The sequence below is a fragment of the Azospirillum aestuarii genome (assembly GCF_016632405.1).
Taxonomy (GTDB): domain Bacteria; phylum Pseudomonadota; class Alphaproteobacteria; order Azospirillales; family Azospirillaceae; genus Azospirillum; species Azospirillum aestuarii.
Genome location: NZ_JAEPIV010000009.1, coordinates 82,394 through 99,061, shown reverse-complemented (window position 1 = coordinate 99,061; position 16,668 = coordinate 82,394). Strand labels below are relative to the sequence as shown.

The 16,668-nt window shown below is 67.7% G+C and carries 18 protein-coding genes; 15 read left to right on the top strand and 3 right to left on the bottom strand.

Going from position 1 to position 16,668, the window contains the following annotated elements; all coding sequences use genetic code 11:
* Nucleotides 1–7: 7 nt before the first annotated feature.
* Nucleotides 8–964, bottom strand: coding sequence for an ACP S-malonyltransferase (gene fabD, locus JJL56_RS17290; RefSeq protein ID WP_200485744.1), 957 nt, complete (start codon nt 962–964; stop codon nt 8–10).
* A 392-nt stretch (nt 965–1,356) separates the two neighbouring features.
* On the opposite strand from fabD, the gene rpsF reads away from it, so the two are divergent.
* From rpsF to JJL56_RS17240, 10 genes are all read left to right on the top strand, one after another.
* Nucleotides 1,357–1,794, top strand: a complete 438-nt coding sequence (gene rpsF, locus JJL56_RS17285; protein WP_014240380.1) for a 30S ribosomal protein S6 — start codon at nt 1,357–1,359, stop codon at nt 1,792–1,794.
* Entirely contained in the window at nt 1,795–2,067 is a 273-nt protein-coding gene (gene rpsR, locus JJL56_RS17280; protein ID WP_145626607.1) for a 30S ribosomal protein S18, read from the top strand.
* Nucleotides 2,068–2,101: 34 nt separating this feature from the next.
* Nucleotides 2,102–3,058, top strand: a complete 957-nt coding sequence (locus JJL56_RS17275) for a DUF2232 domain-containing protein (RefSeq protein ID WP_145626606.1) — start codon at nt 2,102–2,104, stop codon at nt 3,056–3,058.
* Nucleotides 3,058–3,624: a 50S ribosomal protein L9 gene (gene rplI / locus JJL56_RS17270; protein ID WP_145626605.1), complete on the top strand. Its 567-nt coding sequence runs from the start codon at nt 3,058–3,060 to the stop codon at nt 3,622–3,624. Before JJL56_RS17275 ends, rplI begins: the two co-directional genes overlap by 1 nt.
* A gap of 240 nt (nt 3,625–3,864) precedes the next feature.
* Nucleotides 3,865–5,118 (top strand): SAM-dependent methyltransferase, encoded by a 1,254-nt coding sequence (locus JJL56_RS17265; protein WP_145626604.1) that lies wholly within the window; start codon nt 3,865–3,867, stop codon nt 5,116–5,118.
* 182 nt (nt 5,119–5,300) lie between these two features.
* Nucleotides 5,301–6,833: a replicative DNA helicase gene (locus JJL56_RS17260; protein ID WP_145626603.1), complete on the top strand. Its 1,533-nt coding sequence runs from the start codon at nt 5,301–5,303 to the stop codon at nt 6,831–6,833.
* Nucleotides 6,811–7,947, top strand: a complete 1,137-nt coding sequence (gene alr, locus JJL56_RS17255) for an alanine racemase (RefSeq protein WP_200485743.1) — start codon at nt 6,811–6,813, stop codon at nt 7,945–7,947. The genes JJL56_RS17260 and alr overlap by 23 nt, the downstream gene beginning before the upstream one ends.
* On the top strand, nt 7,947–8,723 hold the full coding sequence (locus JJL56_RS17250) for an MlaE family ABC transporter permease (RefSeq protein WP_014240372.1): 777 nt from the start codon (nt 7,947–7,949) through the stop codon (nt 8,721–8,723). Before alr ends, JJL56_RS17250 begins: the two co-directional genes overlap by 1 nt.
* Before the next feature lie 8 nt (nt 8,724–8,731).
* Nucleotides 8,732–9,523 carry an ABC transporter ATP-binding protein gene (locus tag JJL56_RS17245; RefSeq protein ID WP_145626601.1) on the top strand — a complete coding sequence of 264 codons (792 nt, stop codon included), beginning with the start codon at nt 8,732–8,734 and terminating at the stop codon, nt 9,521–9,523.
* A gap of 103 nt (nt 9,524–9,626) precedes the next feature.
* On the top strand, nt 9,627–9,845 hold the full coding sequence (locus JJL56_RS17240) for a hypothetical protein (protein WP_145626600.1): 219 nt from the start codon (nt 9,627–9,629) through the stop codon (nt 9,843–9,845).
* Nucleotides 9,846–9,848: 3 nt separating this feature from the next.
* Here the strand turns inward: JJL56_RS17240 and JJL56_RS17235 are convergent, their stop codons facing one another.
* A complete protein-coding gene (locus JJL56_RS17235) occupies nt 9,849–10,439 on the bottom strand; it encodes an NUDIX hydrolase (protein ID WP_200485742.1) in 591 nt (196 codons plus the stop codon).
* Entirely contained in the window at nt 10,436–11,263 is an 828-nt protein-coding gene (gene map / locus JJL56_RS17230) for a type I methionyl aminopeptidase (RefSeq protein ID WP_200485741.1), read from the bottom strand. Before map ends, JJL56_RS17235 begins: the two co-directional genes overlap by 4 nt.
* A gap of 168 nt (nt 11,264–11,431) precedes the next feature.
* Here map and radA point away from each other — a divergent pair, with 168 nt between their 5' ends.
* The 5 genes from radA (at nt 11,432) to JJL56_RS17205 (ending at nt 16,657) form a co-directional block, all read left to right on the top strand.
* Nucleotides 11,432–12,832 (top strand): DNA repair protein RadA, encoded by a 1,401-nt coding sequence (gene radA / locus JJL56_RS17225; protein WP_145626597.1) that lies wholly within the window; start codon nt 11,432–11,434, stop codon nt 12,830–12,832.
* A gap of 56 nt (nt 12,833–12,888) precedes the next feature.
* Nucleotides 12,889–13,575, top strand: a complete 687-nt coding sequence (locus tag JJL56_RS17220; protein WP_145626596.1) for a CvpA family protein — start codon at nt 12,889–12,891, stop codon at nt 13,573–13,575.
* A 100-nt stretch (nt 13,576–13,675) separates the two neighbouring features.
* Entirely contained in the window at nt 13,676–15,124 is a 1,449-nt protein-coding gene (purF, locus tag JJL56_RS17215) for an amidophosphoribosyltransferase (protein WP_145626595.1), read from the top strand.
* A 90-nt stretch (nt 15,125–15,214) separates the two neighbouring features.
* Nucleotides 15,215–15,925, top strand: a complete 711-nt coding sequence (locus JJL56_RS17210) for an SDR family NAD(P)-dependent oxidoreductase (RefSeq protein WP_145626594.1) — start codon at nt 15,215–15,217, stop codon at nt 15,923–15,925.
* A gap of 42 nt (nt 15,926–15,967) precedes the next feature.
* Nucleotides 15,968–16,657 carry an RluA family pseudouridine synthase gene (locus tag JJL56_RS17205; RefSeq protein WP_145626593.1) on the top strand — a complete coding sequence of 230 codons (690 nt, stop codon included), beginning with the start codon at nt 15,968–15,970 and terminating at the stop codon, nt 16,655–16,657.
* The last annotated feature ends 11 nt before the right edge of the window (nt 16,658–16,668 follow it).

Below are 16,668 nucleotides of genomic sequence, written 5' to 3'. Positions count from 1 at the left end.
GAATGCCTCACAGGGTCTTCAGGAACGATTCGACGTCGGCCGGGCCCTGAACGGAGGTTCCGGCCAATTCCTTGTCGATGCGCTTGGCGAGACCCGACAACACCTTGCCGGAGCCGAGTTCGACCAGCGTGTCGACGCCCTGCTCCTTCATATAGAGCACGCTCTCGCGCCAGCGAACCATGCCGGTCACCTGCTCGATCAGAAGGCGACGGATCTCGTTGGGGTCCGACACGGCGGAGGCCGTCACGTTGGCGACCACCGGAACCGCCGGCGCGCCAATCGTCACATTGGCCAGGGCCTCGGCCATGGCGTCGGCGGCGGGCTGCATCAACGGGCAATGGAACGGCGCGCTGACCGGCAGGCGCACGGTGCGCTTCAGCCCACGCTCCGCCGCGATCACGATGGCGCGCTCGATAGCCTCGGCATGACCGGAGATCACCACCTGACCCGACGAGTTGTCGTTGGCGACGGTGCAGACCTCGTTTTGCCCCGCGGGGGTCTTGGCGGCGTCGGCGGCGATGGCCTGGGCCTGCTCCAGTTCGGCGCCCAGCAGGGCGGCCATGGCGCCCTGCCCGACCGGCACGGCCTTCTGCATGGCCTGACCGCGCAGCTTCAGCAGGCGCGCGGTGTCGGCCAGGGTGAAGGCACCGGCGGCGCACAGGGCCGAGTACTCGCCGAGGGAGTGACCGGCGACGAAGGCCGCATGCTTGGTCAGGTCGAGTCCGCCCTGGTCCTTCAGCACCCGCAGAACGGCGACGCTGACGGCCATCAGGGCCGGCTGGGCGTTCTCGGTCAGCGTCAGGTCGGCCTCGGGGCCTTCGAACATCAGGCGCGAAAGGCGCTGGTTCAGCGCGTCGTCCACCTCTTCAAAGGTGAGCCGCGCGACCTCGAACGCCTCGGCCAGCTCACGGCCCATGCCGACGGCTTGGCTGCCCTGGCCCGGAAAGACGAACGCCCTGGTCATGCTGTCTGGGAACCCTAGTAAAAAGGCGCGCCACCCGCGGCGCCGCCGTTGAATTCGGCGACAGTCATACCCGGCCTTTCGGGCAAGTCAAGCGATGCTCAACGTTGAAGGGCTGGAATTGGTGCCTTTCTGTTGCTTTTCCGACGTTTTTTCATTGCTGCGATGCAAAGGCGAATGGAGAAAAGGGCCATCTCAAGGGACTTCGAAGGCGACGACGACGGAATCGCCGGCTGCCCCATGTTTCCGCTTGTCGCGGTAGGGCTTTTGTGCATACTGCGCCGCTTCATAACTCCTTGCCGGTGGCCCGCGTGCCGTCGGCTAGGCCCGGGCGGCTGATCCCATCCATAGGGGACGGGGGCAGCGCCGGACCATGAACAGCCATGGGGAGTACGATGGCTCTTTACGAGTGCGTGCTGATCGCGCGCCAGGACATCTCGGCCGCCCAGGCCGAGCAGCTCGGCGAGCAGTTCGCCCAGATCATTCGCGACAACGGCGGCCAGGTCGCCAAGACCGAATACTGGGGTCTGAAGACGCTCACCTACAAGATCAAGAAGAACCGCAAGGGTCACTACACCCTGTTCAACCTTGACGCCCCCGCCGCCGCCGTCCTCGAGATGGAGCGCAACATGGGCATCAACGAGGACGTGCTGCGCTTCATGACCGTCCGCGTCGATGCGCTGGACGCCAACCCGTCGGTGATGATGCAGAGCCGCGGCGAGCGTGGCGACCGCGGTGATCGCGGCGACCGCGGCCCGCGCCGCTTCGAGGATCGTGGCCCGCGCCCGCCGCGCCGCCAGGAGCCCACCGTTGCCGAAGGGGAGAACGCCTAAATGTCCGACAAGCAGACCTCGGGCGCTCCGGCCCGCTCCGGTGGCGGTCCCCGCCGTCCGTTCTTCCGCCGTCGCAAGACCTGCCCGTTCTCGGGCGCGAACGCTCCGGCGATCGACTACAAGGACGTCAAGCTCCTGTCCCGCTTCATCTCCGAGCGTGGCAAGATCGTGCCGAGCCGCATCACCGCGGTTTCCGCGAAGAAGCAGCGCGAACTCGCCCGCGCCATCAAGCGCGCCCGCTTCCTGGCCCTGCTTCCCTACGTGGTGAAGTAAGGACCCGAAGCGGACAACAGGCAAAGGCAATCCCATGGCCTCGCCCCTGGCCGCCCCTCTGGCGGCTGCCATCGGTGTCGGCGTGGTCAGCGCGTTCCTCTATCTTGCCGTTCTGTTCGGCGGATTCGGGGCGCTGATCCTGGGCTATCTGGCGCCGCTGCCGCTGTTCCTCGCGGGACTGTGGCTCGGCTCCACCGCCTCCCTTCTCGCCGGGGCGGCGGGGACGGTGGCGGTCCTGGCGGTGTCGTCCAGCGTCCTGGTGTCTCTCGCCTATCTGGTGACTGCGGCTGTCCCGGTCATCCTGGTGGTGCGGCAGGCGCTGCTGGCGCGGGCGGCTCCCGACGGGAGTGTGGAATGGTATCCTCCGGGTCGGCTCCTGATGGCGCTGACCGGAATGGGACTGGCGGGCCTTCTGGGCGCCGCGGTTCTGACGCTCGACCAGCCCGGCGGGCTGGAGGGCGCGGTGCGGGAAACGCTGGGCCGCATGGCCGACCAGATGTTCTCCGCGCAGGGCCAGCCGGCCCCGGACCCGCAGGACATCTGGATGGCCGAGGTGTTGCCGGGCTTCGCGGTGATCTCATGGCTCGTCATGACGATCGTCAACGGAGCCCTGGCGCAGGGTGTCCTGATGCGGTTCGGCCGCAACAAGCGCCCCGCTATGCGGCTGGACGACCTGGAACTGCCGCGGTGGCTCGCCACTGCGTTCCTGGCGGCCATGCTGGCGGCCTCGCTGGCGCCGGACCCGGTCGGGTTCCTCGCGGTCAACGCCGCGCTGGTCCTGGCTTTGCCATTCGCCTTTGCCGGGCTTTCGGTGGTGCATGTGTTCGCCCGAAGCCGATCGGCCAAGCTGCCGATCCTCGTCGGGTTCTACATGTTCCTGTTTCTTTTCGGTTGGCCGATCGTGCTGATGGTCGGTCTTGGCATGATCGAGCAATGGATTGGGCTGCGTCGCCGTCTCCGGCCCGCCGGCCCCGATCAGGAGGACGAGTGATGGAAGTTATTCTGCTGGAGCGGGTCGAGAAACTCGGCCAGATGGGCCAGGTCGTGAAGGTGCGTCCCGGCTTCGCCCGCAACTATCTGCTGCCGCAGAAGAAGGCCATGCGCGCCACCAAGGCGAACCTGGCGTTCTTCGAAAAGCAGAAGATCCATCTTGAGGCTGTGAACCTGGAGCGCCGCAAGGACGCCGAGCAGGTGGCCACCAAGATGAACGACGTGTCGGTCGTCGTGATCCGTCAGGCCGGCGAAACCGGCGTGCTGTACGGTTCGGTGACCCCGCGCGACGTCGCGGACGCTCTTGATGCCGCCGGCTACAAGGTCGACCGCAAGCAGGTGTCGATCGAGACCCCGATCAAGACGCTGGGCCTGTTCAAGCTGCGTGTCGTCCTGCACCCCGAGGTGAGCGTCTCCGTCACGGTGAACGTCGCCCGCTCGCAGGAAGAGGCTGAACTGCAGCGTTCCCGCGGCGGCATGGTCACCGCGGCCGACCTGCGCGACGACGAGGACGAGATCGAGGAGGCCCCCGAGGCCGCCGAGGCCGAGGTTTCCGAGGAGGGCTGACCGCCCGCTCAACGAGACCAGTCCGCTCGTCCGGAAGCCGCCCGCCCCTGAAAAGGCGAGGCGGCTTTTCCGCGTTTTGAACCTTTTCCCAAACCGGCCCCTCCCCGTCCGGATGCGCCGCCCCCTGCCCCGTCCGGCGGGTTGCCTCCCTCGGCTCCGACCCCCGACTCTCATTGCCGGTGATTCGCTCGCGGCGAAGGAACCAGACCGAGACGTGGTCGACGGATGCGGAGACGCGCGATGCTGCTTGCCCGCCTACTCAGCCCGGCCTTGACCGCCGGCGCCTTGGATATCGTCGGCGCCGATGGGCGGAGGCACCGGGTGGGGGTCGGCACCCCGTCCCTCACGTTGCGCCTGCACGACAGGGCGTTGCACCGCGACCTCGTGGTGAATCCGCGGCTTCGATTCGGGGAAGCCTACATGGACGGCCGTCTGTCCATTGAGGGCGGCTCCGTCTACGATTTCCTGGCGCTGCTGTGCGCCGGGCCGGAGAATGTGCAGGGCGCTCTCGGCAATCTCCGGGAGGCCCTCTCCCCCGCTCTGCGGCTGGTCCAGCAGAACAATCCGCTGCGCCGGTCACGACGCAACGTCGCCCATCATTACGACCTGTCGCGGGCCTTCTTCGAGCTGTTTCTCGACCGCGACCTGCAATACTCCTGCGCCTATTTCACCGCGCCCGGCATCGGGCTGGACGAGGCGCAGGAGGCCAAGAAGCGGCACATCGCGGCGAAGCTGCTGCTTCGGCCCGGCATGCGGGTGCTGGACATCGGCTGCGGCTGGGGTGGCATGGCGCTCTATCTCGCCCGCATGACCGGCGCCCAGGTCACGGGAATCACCCTGTCCGCCGAGCAACTCGCCGTGGCGCGGGAGCGGGCGGCCCATGCCGGGCTGGCCGGACAGGTTCGCTTCGAACAGCGCGACTACCGCCAGATGCAGGGGCGCTTCGACCGCATCGTCTCGGTCGGCATGTTCGAGCATGTCGGTGTTCCCCATTATCCGGCCTTCTTCGCCAAACTGCGCGATCTGCTGGCCGAGGACGGGGTGGCGGTGCTGCACTCCATCGGCCGCTCGGAGGGGCCGGGTTCCACCAACCCGTGGTTCCGCAAATACATCTTCCCCGGCGGCTATTCGCCCGCCCTGTCGGAGGTGATCCCGGTGGTGGAGAAGGCCGGGCTTTGGAACACCGACGTCGAGATCCTGCGCCTCCATTACGCCGAAACGCTGCGCCACTGGCGGGAACGCTTCGCGGCGCGGCGGGAGGGGGCGCGCGCGATGTACGACGAACGCTTCTGCCGGATGTGGGAGTTCTATCTGGCGGGGGCGGAGATCAGCTTCCGCTACCAGGGGCACATGGTTTTTCAGATGCAGTTGGCCCGCTCGCCGGGCGCCGTTCCACTCGTCCGCGATTACATGCATCGCACCGAAACGGCCTTGGCCGACGCCGTGCCGCCGCCCTTGCGAACCGGCCGGACCATCGGCGCCGACAACATTTGACCCGGCGTGCCCGCGCCACATCGACCCACAGAGTTTGCCAAAGGGCAATGCCTTGTTAAGTCTAAGGAATTCTCTGTTACCCCCAACTTTCACCGGCTGTGGATGAAAGTTACTCACAGGAATGTGGGTATCCTTACCCCGATCGCACAGCTTTGCGTCCCGCCCTTTGCTAAAGTGCCGCCATGGATGACAAGACCACCCAGCTTTTCGAGCCGCGCCCCCTCGACGGCGGGCTGTCCCGTGCCGGTGCCGCGAAGCCGACGGCGGAATACCGCACGCCGCCGCACAACGAGGAGGCGGAACAGGCGCTGCTCGGCGCCATCCTGGTGAACAACAAGGCGTACGAGAAGGTCGGCGAGTTCCTGCGCGCCGAGCATTTCTACGACCCGGCGCACCAACGCATCTTCTCGGCCATCGCGAAGATGGTGGAGCGCGGCCAGATCGCCAACCCGGTGACGCTGAAAGCTTATTTCGACAACGATCCGGAGCTGGTTCTGGACGGCGGCTCCGGCTATCTGGCGCAGCTCGCGGCCAACGTCGTGACGGTGGTCAACGCGGGCGACTACGGCAAGACGATCCACGACCTGTTCCTGCGCCGGCAGTTGATCGAGGTCGGCACGGACATGGTGAACGAGGCGTACCAGCACGACCTCGACATCGGCGCCATGGACCAGATCGAGACGGCGGAAAAGCAGCTGTTCGACCTCGCCTCGACCGGCGACGTGCGCGGCGGCTTCGTCGCCTTCTCCGAGTCGCTGAAGGCGGCCATCGCCACGGCGCAGACGGCCTTCCATCGGTCCAGCCATGTCACCGGAGTCACCACCGGCCTGCGCGACCTCGACCGCAAGCTGGGCGGGCTGCACCCGTCGGACCTCGTCATCCTCGCCGGGCGCCCCTCCATGGGCAAGACGGCGCTCGCCACCAACATCGCCTTCAACGCCGCCAAGGCGCACATGCGCACCAACGGGGGTGAAGGCGCGCCGGTCGGCTTCTTCTCGCTGGAAATGTCGGCGGAGCAGCTCGCCACCCGTATCCTGGCCGGCGAGGCCGAGGTGTCGGGCGACAAGATCCGCCGCGGCGAGATCAAGGACAGCGACTTCCCCAAGTTCGTGGCGGCCAGCCAGGAACTCAGCCGCGTTCCCTTCTTCGTGGACGACACGCCGGCCCTGACCATCGCCGCGGTGCGCACCCGCTGCCGCCGGTTGAAGCGCACGCACGGGCTGGGCATGGTGGTGGTGGACTATCTCCAGCTGCTGCGCGGCGGCTCCACCAAGGGCAACGAGAACCGTGTGCAGGAAATTTCGGAGATCACCCGCGGCCTGAAGGCCATCGCCAAGGAGCTGGAGGTGCCGGTGCTGGCGCTGTCGCAGCTCAGCCGCGCCGTGGAAATGCGCGAGGACAAGCGGCCGCAGCTCGCCGACCTGCGCGAATCGGGCTCCATCGAGCAGGACGCCGACGTTGTGATGTTCGTTTACCGCGAACAGTACTATCTTGAGCGCGCCGAGCCGGCCCGCCGGCCGGAAGAGTCCGAAGACAAGTACAACGACCGCTACGCCAACTGGCAGAGGCGCGCCGCCGAGGTCCACAACACCGCGGAGGCGATCATCGCCAAGCAGCGCCACGGCCCGATCGGCAGCGTCCGCATGTTCTTCGACGGCCAGTTCACCAGATTCGGCGACCTCGACACGACCCATGACTTCGGCCCCACTGAGTGATCCGCTGGCCCGCGCCGGCGCCGTTCTGACCATCGACCTCGGTGCGGTGGTCGCCAACTGGACGCAGCTCCGCGACCGGGTGGCGCCCGCCGAGTGCGCCGCCGTGGTCAAGGCGAACGCCTATGGCCTGGGAGTGCAGCGCGTCGTTCCGGCGCTCGCCGCCGCCGGCTGCCGGACCTTCGTCGTCGCCCAGTTCGAGGAGGCCCTGGCGGTCCGCGCCGTGGCGCCGCCGGACGCCCGCGTGCTGTCGCTGGGCGGCCTCCCCGCCGGCACCGCGCCGGACTTCACGGCCCACAGCATCCTGCCGGTGCTGAACCATCTGGGCGACATCGCCGCGTGGCAGGCCCACGCCAGGGCGCAGGGAACGGCCCTGCCCGCCGTCGTCCACATCGACACGGGCATGAACCGACTCGGGCTCGGCCCGGACGAGCTGGACACGCTGGTCGGCGATCTCTCCCGGCTGGACGGGGTGGACGTCCGGGTGTGGATGACCCACCTCGCCTGCGGCGACGAAGACACGGTGATGAACAGCCAGCAGCTCGGTCGCTTCCGCTCGGCGGTCGGGCGCCTGCCGGCGGCCAAGGCGAGTTTCGCCAATTCGTCCGGGATTTTCCACGGAACGGCCTTTCATTTCGACCTCGTGCGGCCCGGCTGCGCGCTCTACGGCGTCAACCCGACGCCCGCCACGGCGAACCCGATGCGGGGCACCATCCGGCTCGACGCCCGGCTGCTTCAGGTGCGCAACGTTGACAGCCCTATGACCGTTGGCTACGGTGCCACGCACCGCGTTGCGGCGAGAGGCAAAATCGCAACCATCGCAGTGGGTTATGCCGACGGATATCTGCGCTCGCTCAGCGGGCGCGGTCATGTCTTCGTCAACGGCGTGGCCGCTCCGGTGGTTGGGCGTGTTTCGATGGATCTGGTCACGGTGGATGTCAGCCACCTTCCCGACGCGGCGGTGACGCCCGGCGGGCTGGTGGAGCTGATCGGCCCGAACCGCCCGGTGGACACCGTGGCGAGCGAGGGCGGAACCATCGGCTACGAGATCCTGACCTCGCTGGGCGCGCGTTACCACAGGGTCTACCGCGACCCGCCGCCGCCTGAGGTCGCTTGATGGGTTTCCTTGCCGCCACCGGACGGGCCTTCCTGATCTTTCTGGAAGCCACCGGTAAGCTCGCCATGTTCACCGGCGCCGCCTTGTCGCACTGCGTGCGTCCGCCGTTCTACCCACGGCAGATCCTGCGCCAGATGATCGACATCGGCTACTACTCGCTGCCGGTGGTCGGGCTGACCGCGCTGTTCACCGGCATGGTGCTGGCGCTGCAGAGCTATTCAGGCTTTTCCCGCTTCCAGGCGGAGGGCGCCATCGCCACGGTGGTCGCCCTGTCGGTGACGCGGGAGCTGGGGCCGGTGCTGGGCGGCCTGATGGTCGCGGGACGCATCGGCGCCGCCATGGCCGCCGAGATCGGCACCATGCGCGTGACCGAGCAGATCGACGCGCTGTCGACCCTGTCCACCAACCCCTTCAAGTATCTGGTGGCGCCCCGCCTGATCGCCGGGCTGGCCATGCTGCCGCTGCTGGTGCTGGTGGCGGACATCATCGGCGTGTTCGGCGGCTTCCTCGTCGGCGTCTACCGGCTGGACTTCAACCCGGCCTCCTACATCGGACGGACCTGGGAATTCCTGGAGCCGGTCGACGTCATCTCCGGACTCGTGAAGGCGGCGGTGTTCGGTTTCATGGTGTCGCTGATGGGCTGCTACCACGGCTACCATTCGCGCGGCGGCGCCCAGGGCGTGGGGGCGGCGACGACCAACGCGGTGGTGTCGGCCTCCATCCTGATCCTGGTGTGGAACTACCTCATCACCGGCATCTTCTTCTCGACGAAGTGAGCGACTCCATGTCCCAGGTTCCCCCCGCTCATCCGCCGAAGATTTTGCTGAAGGACGTGCACAAGGCCTTCGGTCAGAAGGTCGTGCTCAACGGCATCGACCTGGAGGTCGGGCGCGGCGAATCGCTGGTCGTCATCGGCGGGTCGGGCACTGGCAAGTCGGTGATGCTGAAATGCATCCTCGGCCTGCTGTCCCCGGACAGCGGGTCCATCCGCGTCGACGGCGAGGAGACGACGAGGCTTCGCCCGCGCGAGCGGGAGAAGCTGCTGCACAAGTTCGGCATGCTGTTCCAGGGCGCCGCCCTGTTCGACAGCCTGAAGGTCTGGGAGAACGTCGCCTTCGGCCTGATCCAGGGCGAGCACATGCCGCGCGCCAAGGCCAAGGACATCGCCATCGCCAAGATGGGCGCGGTCGGCCTCGGTCCGGAGGTGGGCGAGCTGTTCCCGTCGGAGCTGTCGGGCGGCATGCAGAAGCGCGTCGGCCTCGCCCGAGCCATCGCCGACGAGCCGGAGATCATCTTCTTCGACGAACCGACGACCGGCCTCGATCCGATCATGGCCGACGTGATCAACGAGCTGATCGTGAAGTGCGTGAAGGATCTCGGCGCCACCGCCGTCACGATCACGCACGACATGGCCTCCGCCCGCAAGATCGCCGACCGCGTCGCGATGATCTACCAGGGCCGGATCATCTGGACCGGCCATGCCAACGACATCGACCACTCCGGAAACCCCTATGTGGACCAGTTCGTCCATGGCCGGGGCGAAGGGCCGATCAAGATGCAGGTGCGGGCGCTCTGACGCGCTTCGCCACGGGTTCGTGCAAAATTAACCTGTCGCCCGATAGGGTCGGCCAGAAAGAACGCCGGCCACCACGGGCCGGTTTCCCATCGGAGAGACGAGCATGGCGGACATCACCACGAACGGACTGGCCTTCGCGAGCTTCATGCTGAGCGCCAAGATTCTGGAGACGCTCCAGGCCAAAGGTCTGCTGACCAACGAAGAGACGGTGCAGACCATCAAGAACGCCCACGAGCAGCTCCTCAAGAACGACAACCAGCTGTCGCTCGAAGGGGCCGATGCGCTCGCCCATTTCTTCGCCGGCCCAACCGACGGGAAGTGATCGCTACGGCGCCGGACGCGCCGCCGACCGCGCAAGGTTATTGCGCAGTTCCGGCAGCAGAACGGCGCCCAGCATGGCGATGACCGGCAGAAGGGCGTAATCGCCCTCTGCCGCCGCGGCGATCAGTTCCGCGTGGGTCAGCAACTCCAACCGCATCTCCTCCAGATCTCCGGAGTCCGCCTCGGCCACCTTCCGGGCGTTGCGGGCGTGGAACATATGACAGACGCAGCCGCGCTGGTTGCCCTGCACCACGTAGGAGCCGAGCGCGGCCCAATCCTCCGCGGCGTAGCCGGTTTCCTCCAGCAACTCCCGCTTCGCCGCGCCCAGCGGCTCCTCACCGGGATTCAGTGCGCCGGCGGGAAAGGTCTGGCTGACGCGGCGCGGGCCATGCTTGTAGGTGCGCAGCATCAGGACGCGTCCGCCCTCGTCCTCGACGAACATCTGGACGAAGTCCATCTGCTCGACCTGATAGAAATTCTCCACCCGCCGTCCGGCCGGCGTCTCAACGGTCTCGGCATGCACCTTCAGGAAAGGCCCGGCGTCGAGCAGGGTCCGGCGCTCCAGGACCGTCCAGGGCTTCAATTCCCCGCTCATGCCGCGACGGCCCCGGCAACGGTCCCGTAGGGCGGCTGGGTGAAGCCCGCCGGGGACAGGGTGAAGATCTCGCAGCCCGTCTCGGTGATGCCGACCTGATGCTCGAACTGGGCGGACAGGGAGCGGTCGCGGGTAACGGTGGTCCAGCCGTCCGACAGGATCTTCACGTCCGCCTTTCCGGCGTTGAGCATCGGCTCGATGGTGAAGACCATGCCCGGAACCAGCAGAACCCCGGTGCCGCGCTTGCCGAAATGGTCGACGTGAGGCGCGTCGTGGAACACCCGGCCGATGCCGTGCCCGCCGAAGTCGCGCACCACGCCGTAGCGGTGGGATTCGGCAAGGGTCTGGATGGCGTGGCCGATGTCGCCCAGATGATTGCCCGGCTTGGCCTGCGCGATGCCCGCCATCATCGCCTGATACGTGATGTCGACCAGCTTGCGCGCCTTCACCCCGATCTTGTCGCCGACGAAGAACATGCGGCTGGTGTCGCCGTACCAGCCGTCCAGGATCACCGTCACGTCGACGTTCACGATGTCGCCGTCGACCAGTTTCTTGTCGTCGGATGGAATGCCGTGATTCACCACATGGTTTGGCGAGATGCAGCTCGCCGCCGGATAGCCGTGATAGCCGAGGGTCGCGGGAATCGCGCCGTTGTCCCGCATGAAGGTTTCGATCAGACGGTTCAGATGGCCCGTGCTGACCCCCGGCACCACATGGGGCGTGATGTGGTCGAGCGTCGCCGCGGCCAGCCGCCCGGCCTTGCGAATCCCCTCGAACTCCTCCGGCCCGTGCAGCGGGATCTTCCGCGCGTCCTTGTCCGCCACCGTATCACCTCGTATCCGTGTTCATCATGGGTCCGGGGCAGAACCTACCACCGGATCGGCCCGAGAAAAGCCCCAGCTTTTTATCACCTCGGCCATAGGATTTAGAACGTCCGCTTGCTATATGTGGGGCGCTTACCCCATTCCATCGCCCAACCCATCGCTGGACCCTTGGCAAAGCCAACCACCCGCTACGTCTGCCAGGCTTGCGGCGCGTCCTTCCCCAAGTGGGCGGGTCGCTGCGACGCCTGCGGCGAATGGAACACCCTCGTCGAGGAAGCCGCCCCGGAAGCCGCCCCCAAGGGACTGGGCGTGGCGCGCGGGCGACGGCTTGATTTCGTCGGGTTGGCCGGCTCCAGCGAGGCGCCGCCGCGCCGCATGACCCGCATCGAGGAGTTCGACCGCGTCTGCGGCGGCGGCCTCGTCCCCGGATCGGCGATCCTGATCGGCGGCGACCCCGGCATTGGCAAATCCACCCTTCTCCTCCAGGCCATGGCCCGCTTGTCGCAGGAACACCGCTGCGCCTACGTCTCCGGCGAAGAGGCGGTGGATCAGGTCCGGCTGCGCGCCGTCCGCCTGGGTTGCGCCGCAGCTCCGGTCCAACTGGCCTCGGCGACCAGCGTGCGCGACATCGTCGCCTCGCTGGACGGCACGGACGGGCCGGAGGTGGTCGTGATCGACTCGATCCAGACCATGTATGTCGACAATCTGGACAGCGCCCCCGGCACCGTCGCCCAGGTGCGGGCGAGCGCTCAGGAGCTGATCCGCGTCGCCAAGCGGCGGGGCTGCGTCCTGCTGCTGGTCGGCCACGTCACCAAGGAAGGCACCATCGCCGGCCCCCGCGTGCTGGAGCACATGGTGGACACGGTTCTCTATTTCGAAGGCGAACGCGGCCACCAGTTCCGCATCCTGCGCGCGGTGAAGAACCGCTTCGGCGCGACGGACGAGATCGGCGTGTTCGAGATGACCGACGCCGGGCTGGGTGAGGTCGCCAACCCCTCCGCCCTGTTCCTGGCGGAACGGCGCGGCGACGTCTCGGGGGCCGCGGTCTTCGCCGGCATGGAGGGCACCCGCCCCGTGCTGGTGGAGGTCCAGGCTCTGGTTGCCCCTTCCCCGCTCGGCACGCCGCGGCGCGCGGTGGTCGGCTGGGATTCGGCACGGCTCGCCATGGTGCTGGCGGTGCTGGAGGCGCGCTGCGGCGTGCAGATCGGCGCCAACGACGTCTATCTGAACGTCGCCGGCGGCCTGCGCATCACCGAACCGGCGGCCGACCTCGCGGTCGCCGCGGCGCTCGTCTCCTCGCTGACCGGGGAGCCGGTGCCCGCCGACGCCGTGGTCTTCGGCGAGGTCGGCCTGTCGGGCGAGGTGCGCGCCGTGGGCCAGAGCGACTCCCGGCTGAAGGAAGCCGCGAAGCTGGGGTTTTCAACAGCGATCTTTCCGGCTAGACGGAACGGCAAGAAGCCGGGGCGCGGCGACAACGGCCTGAAATCGGTCGAGTTGCAGCAGCTCAGCGAGTTGCTGCCGCTGTTCCAGGCCGGATCGGGACCCCGACCGCCGCGTGGCCGGGATTAGAGCGTCTGATTTGACACGAGCATCTGAAGCGAAAGCGCACGAGGCGTAGCGGCGTTATGGACACCTTCCCGATCAACCCGGCGGATCTGGCCGTCATCGTGGTGCTTCTGCTGGCGGCCCTGCTGGCCTTCACCCGCGGCATGGTGGCCGAGGTGCTGTCGGTCGCCGCCTGGGTCGGTGCGGCGCTGATCACGCTGAACGCCCTGCCCCACGTGCTGCCCATCGCGCAGACCTACATCCACGTCGAGATGGCCGCCTACGCCGCGTCGGCGGTGGCGCTGTTCGTCGTTAGCCTTGTGGTTTTGACAATCCTGGGCCGCGTCGTGTCGCGCGGGGTGCAGAATTCCGGTCTTTCGGCGCTCGACCGCTCGCTGGGCTTCGTCTTCGGCCTGCTGAAGGGTGCAATCCTCGCCTCCGTCGCCTATCTCTTCTTCGCTTGGCTGGTCCCGAACCCGGCGGAGCATCCGGCGTGGCTGCAGAGCGCCAAGACCAGGCCGATGCTGGTGTCCGGCGCCGCGATGATCTACGAGGTGATGCCGGAGTCGCTGCGCAAGGACGGGCTGGGCCAGATGGATATGGCGCGGGAGCGCGCGCGGCAGGCGGTGGAGGCCAAGCAGGCGCTGGACCGCCTGTCCACGCCGGTTCCCGGCGCGCCGAAGACCGGTGGTGCTTCGCCGTCCGATACCGGTTATAAGGACCGGGACCGCGGCGACCTTGAGCGACTGATCCAGAACGCACGCTGAACGCCGCATGGTGCAGAGTGCCTGTGAGTAACGCCCCGCTGGCAAAGAGGCCGCCGGGGCAATGCCCTTTGGTGATGCTGTGTATGACGAGGATCTTTCGATGCTGACGACGCATCCGTTCGACGACGACAAGCTGCGCGAGGAGTGCGGCGTGTTCGGCATCCACAGCCATCCGCAGGCGGGAGCCATCACCGCGCTCGGCCTGCATGCGCTGCAGCATCGCGGCCAGGAAGCCTGCGGCATCGTCAGCCACGACGGCGACCGCTTCCATCTGGAACACACATTGGGCCTCGTCGGCGATCACTTCTCGTCGGAAGCGATCATCGGCAAGCTGAAAGGCCCGCAGGCCATCGGCCACGTCCGCTACGCCACCACGGGCGACACGACGATCCGCAACGTCCAGCCGCTCTACGCCGACTTCGAGTTCGGCGGCTTCGCGCTGGCCCACAACGGCAACCTGACCAACGCGCACACGCTGCGCCGCCAGCTGGTTCGCCGCGGTTGCCTGTTCCAGTCCACCACCGACACCGAGACCATCGTCCATCTGATGGCCATCGCCCGCGGCGGCTCGCCGGTGGACCGGCTGATCGAGGCGGTCCGGCAGGTCGAGGGCGCCTTCTCCCTGGTGGCGCTGACCCCGAACGAGGTGATCGGCGTGCGCGACCCGCTGGGCGTCCGCCCGCTGGTTCTCGGCAAGCTGGGCGACACCTACATCGTGACCAGCGAGACCTGCGCCCTGGACATCGTCGGCGCCGACTATGTGCGCGATGTCGAGCCGGGCGAGATGGTCGTGCTGAACGAGCAGGGCGTGCAGAGCCTGCGCCCCTTCCAGCCGCAAGGCCGCCGCTTCTGCATCTTCGAATACATCTACTTCGCGCGGCCCGACAGCGTGATGGAGGGCTCCTCGGTCTACAACGCGCGCCAGCGGATCGGCGCCGAGCTGGCCCGCGAATCGGGGATCGACGCCGACGTGGTGGTCCCGGTGCCCGACAGCGGCGTTCCGGCGGCCCTCGGCTACGCCACGCAGAGCGGCGTGCCCTTCGAGCTGGGCATCATCCGGAACCATTATGTCGGCCGCACCTTCATCGAGCCGACCGACCAGATCCGTCATCTGGGCGTGAAGCTGAAGCACAACGCCAACCGCGCCATGATCGAGGGCAAGCGGGTGGTGCTGGTGGACGACAGCATCGTGCGCGGCACGACCTCCAAGAAGATCGTCGAGATGGTGCGCGCCGCCGGGGCGAAGGAGGTGCACATGCGCATCTCCAGCCCGCCGACCTCGCACCCCTGCTTCTACGGCATCGACACGCCGGAGCAGAGCAAGCTGCTCGCACACCGCATGTCGGTGGAGGAGATGCGCGACTTCATCCAGGCCGACAGCCTCGCCTTCATCTCGCTGGACGGCCTCTACCGGGCCATGGGCGCCGAGCGGCGCGACCCGCAGAAGCTGACCTTCTGCGACGCCTGTTTCACCGGCGACTACCCCATCGCGCTGACCGATGCGCTGGACCACCCGCCGGTCGAGGCGAACGTCCGCATCCGCGCCTGATCGCCTGACCACCGCCGCGACGGGCCGGCCGCAACCCAGCGGACCGGCCCGTTTGCCAATCCCGCTACCGAACATCGTCGAGTCGCCGCCATGTCCCGTCTTTCCGGCCGCACCGCCCTCATCACCGGCGCCTCGCGCGGCATCGGCGCCGCCGTCGCCAAGCGCTTCGCCGCCGAAGGCGCCCATGTCATCCTCGCCGCCCGCACCGTCGGCGGTCTGGAGGAGACCGACGACGCGATCTTCCAGGCCACGGGCCGGAACGCCACGCTGGTCCCGCTGGACCTGCGGCAGTTCGACAAGATCGACCAGCTCGGCCACTCGATCTACGAGCGCTTCGGGAAGCTCGACATCCTGGTCAGCAACGCCGGCGTCCTGGAGGCGCTGGGTCCGGTCGCCCATTACGATCCGAAGCTGTGGCAGCGCGTGATGGACGTGAACGTCACGGCCAACTTCCGCCTGATCCGCTCCTTCGACCGCCTGCTGCGCGCGTCCGACGCGGGGCGCGCCATCTTCGTGACCTCGGGCGCCGCGAACGCGCCCTACCCCTACTGGAGCCCCTATGGGGCCAGCAAGGCGGCGCTGGAGATGATGGTGAAGACCTACGCGATGGAAATCGCCGCGTCGAACCTGCGCGTCAACCTGGTCGATCCCGGCATCGTGGCGACCAAGCTGCGCATGCAGGCCTTCCCCGGCGAGGACCAGACCAAACTGGCGCAGCCGGACGACGTGACCGAGGCCTTTGTGGCGCTGGCGGAGGCATCCTGCACCCGCCACGGCGAGGTGGTGTCGGCGCAGGGGTGACTTGCTGATCTCTTCTTTCACGCGCCTGAGGCTGACCCCGGCATGACACCCGAACAAATCCAGGCCCGCGTGCTCTACCGCGATGGGCTCATGCTCATCATCGACAAGCCCGCCGGCCTGCCCGTCCACGCCGGGCCGGGCGGCGGTCCGAACCTGGAACGCCACTTCGACGCCCTGCGCTTCGGCTTTCCGAAGCCGCCGGGCCTCGCCCACCGGTTGGACCGCGACACCTCCGGCTGCCTGATCCTGGGGCGGCATCCGAAGGCCTTGCGCAAGCTGGGCAAGCTGTTCCAGGATGGTAAGGTCGACAAGACCTATTGGGCGGTTGTCGCCGGCACCCCGCCGGAGGAACAGGGGCGGATCGAACTGCCGTTGAAGAAGGTGACCAACCGCACCGGCGGCTGGCGGATCGTCGTGGCCGACGATGGGCAGAGCGCCGTCACCGATTACCGGGTCCTCGGCCGCGGTGACGGCATGACGTGGCTGGAGTTGAAGCCTCACACTGGGCGCACGCATCAGATCCGCGTGCATTGCGCCACGGCGCTGGGTTGCCCGCTGCTGGGCGATCCGCAATATGGTGGTCCGGAGGGGCATCCGCTGCATTTGCAGTCGCGGGCCATTTCGCTGCCCCTCTACCCCTCCCGCGAGGCGGTCGGCGCGGTGGCGCCGGTTCCGCCTCACATGCGCGCGGCGCTCGCCGCCTGCGGTTTCGCAGGAGACGACCCGGCCTGACGGCTGGGCCG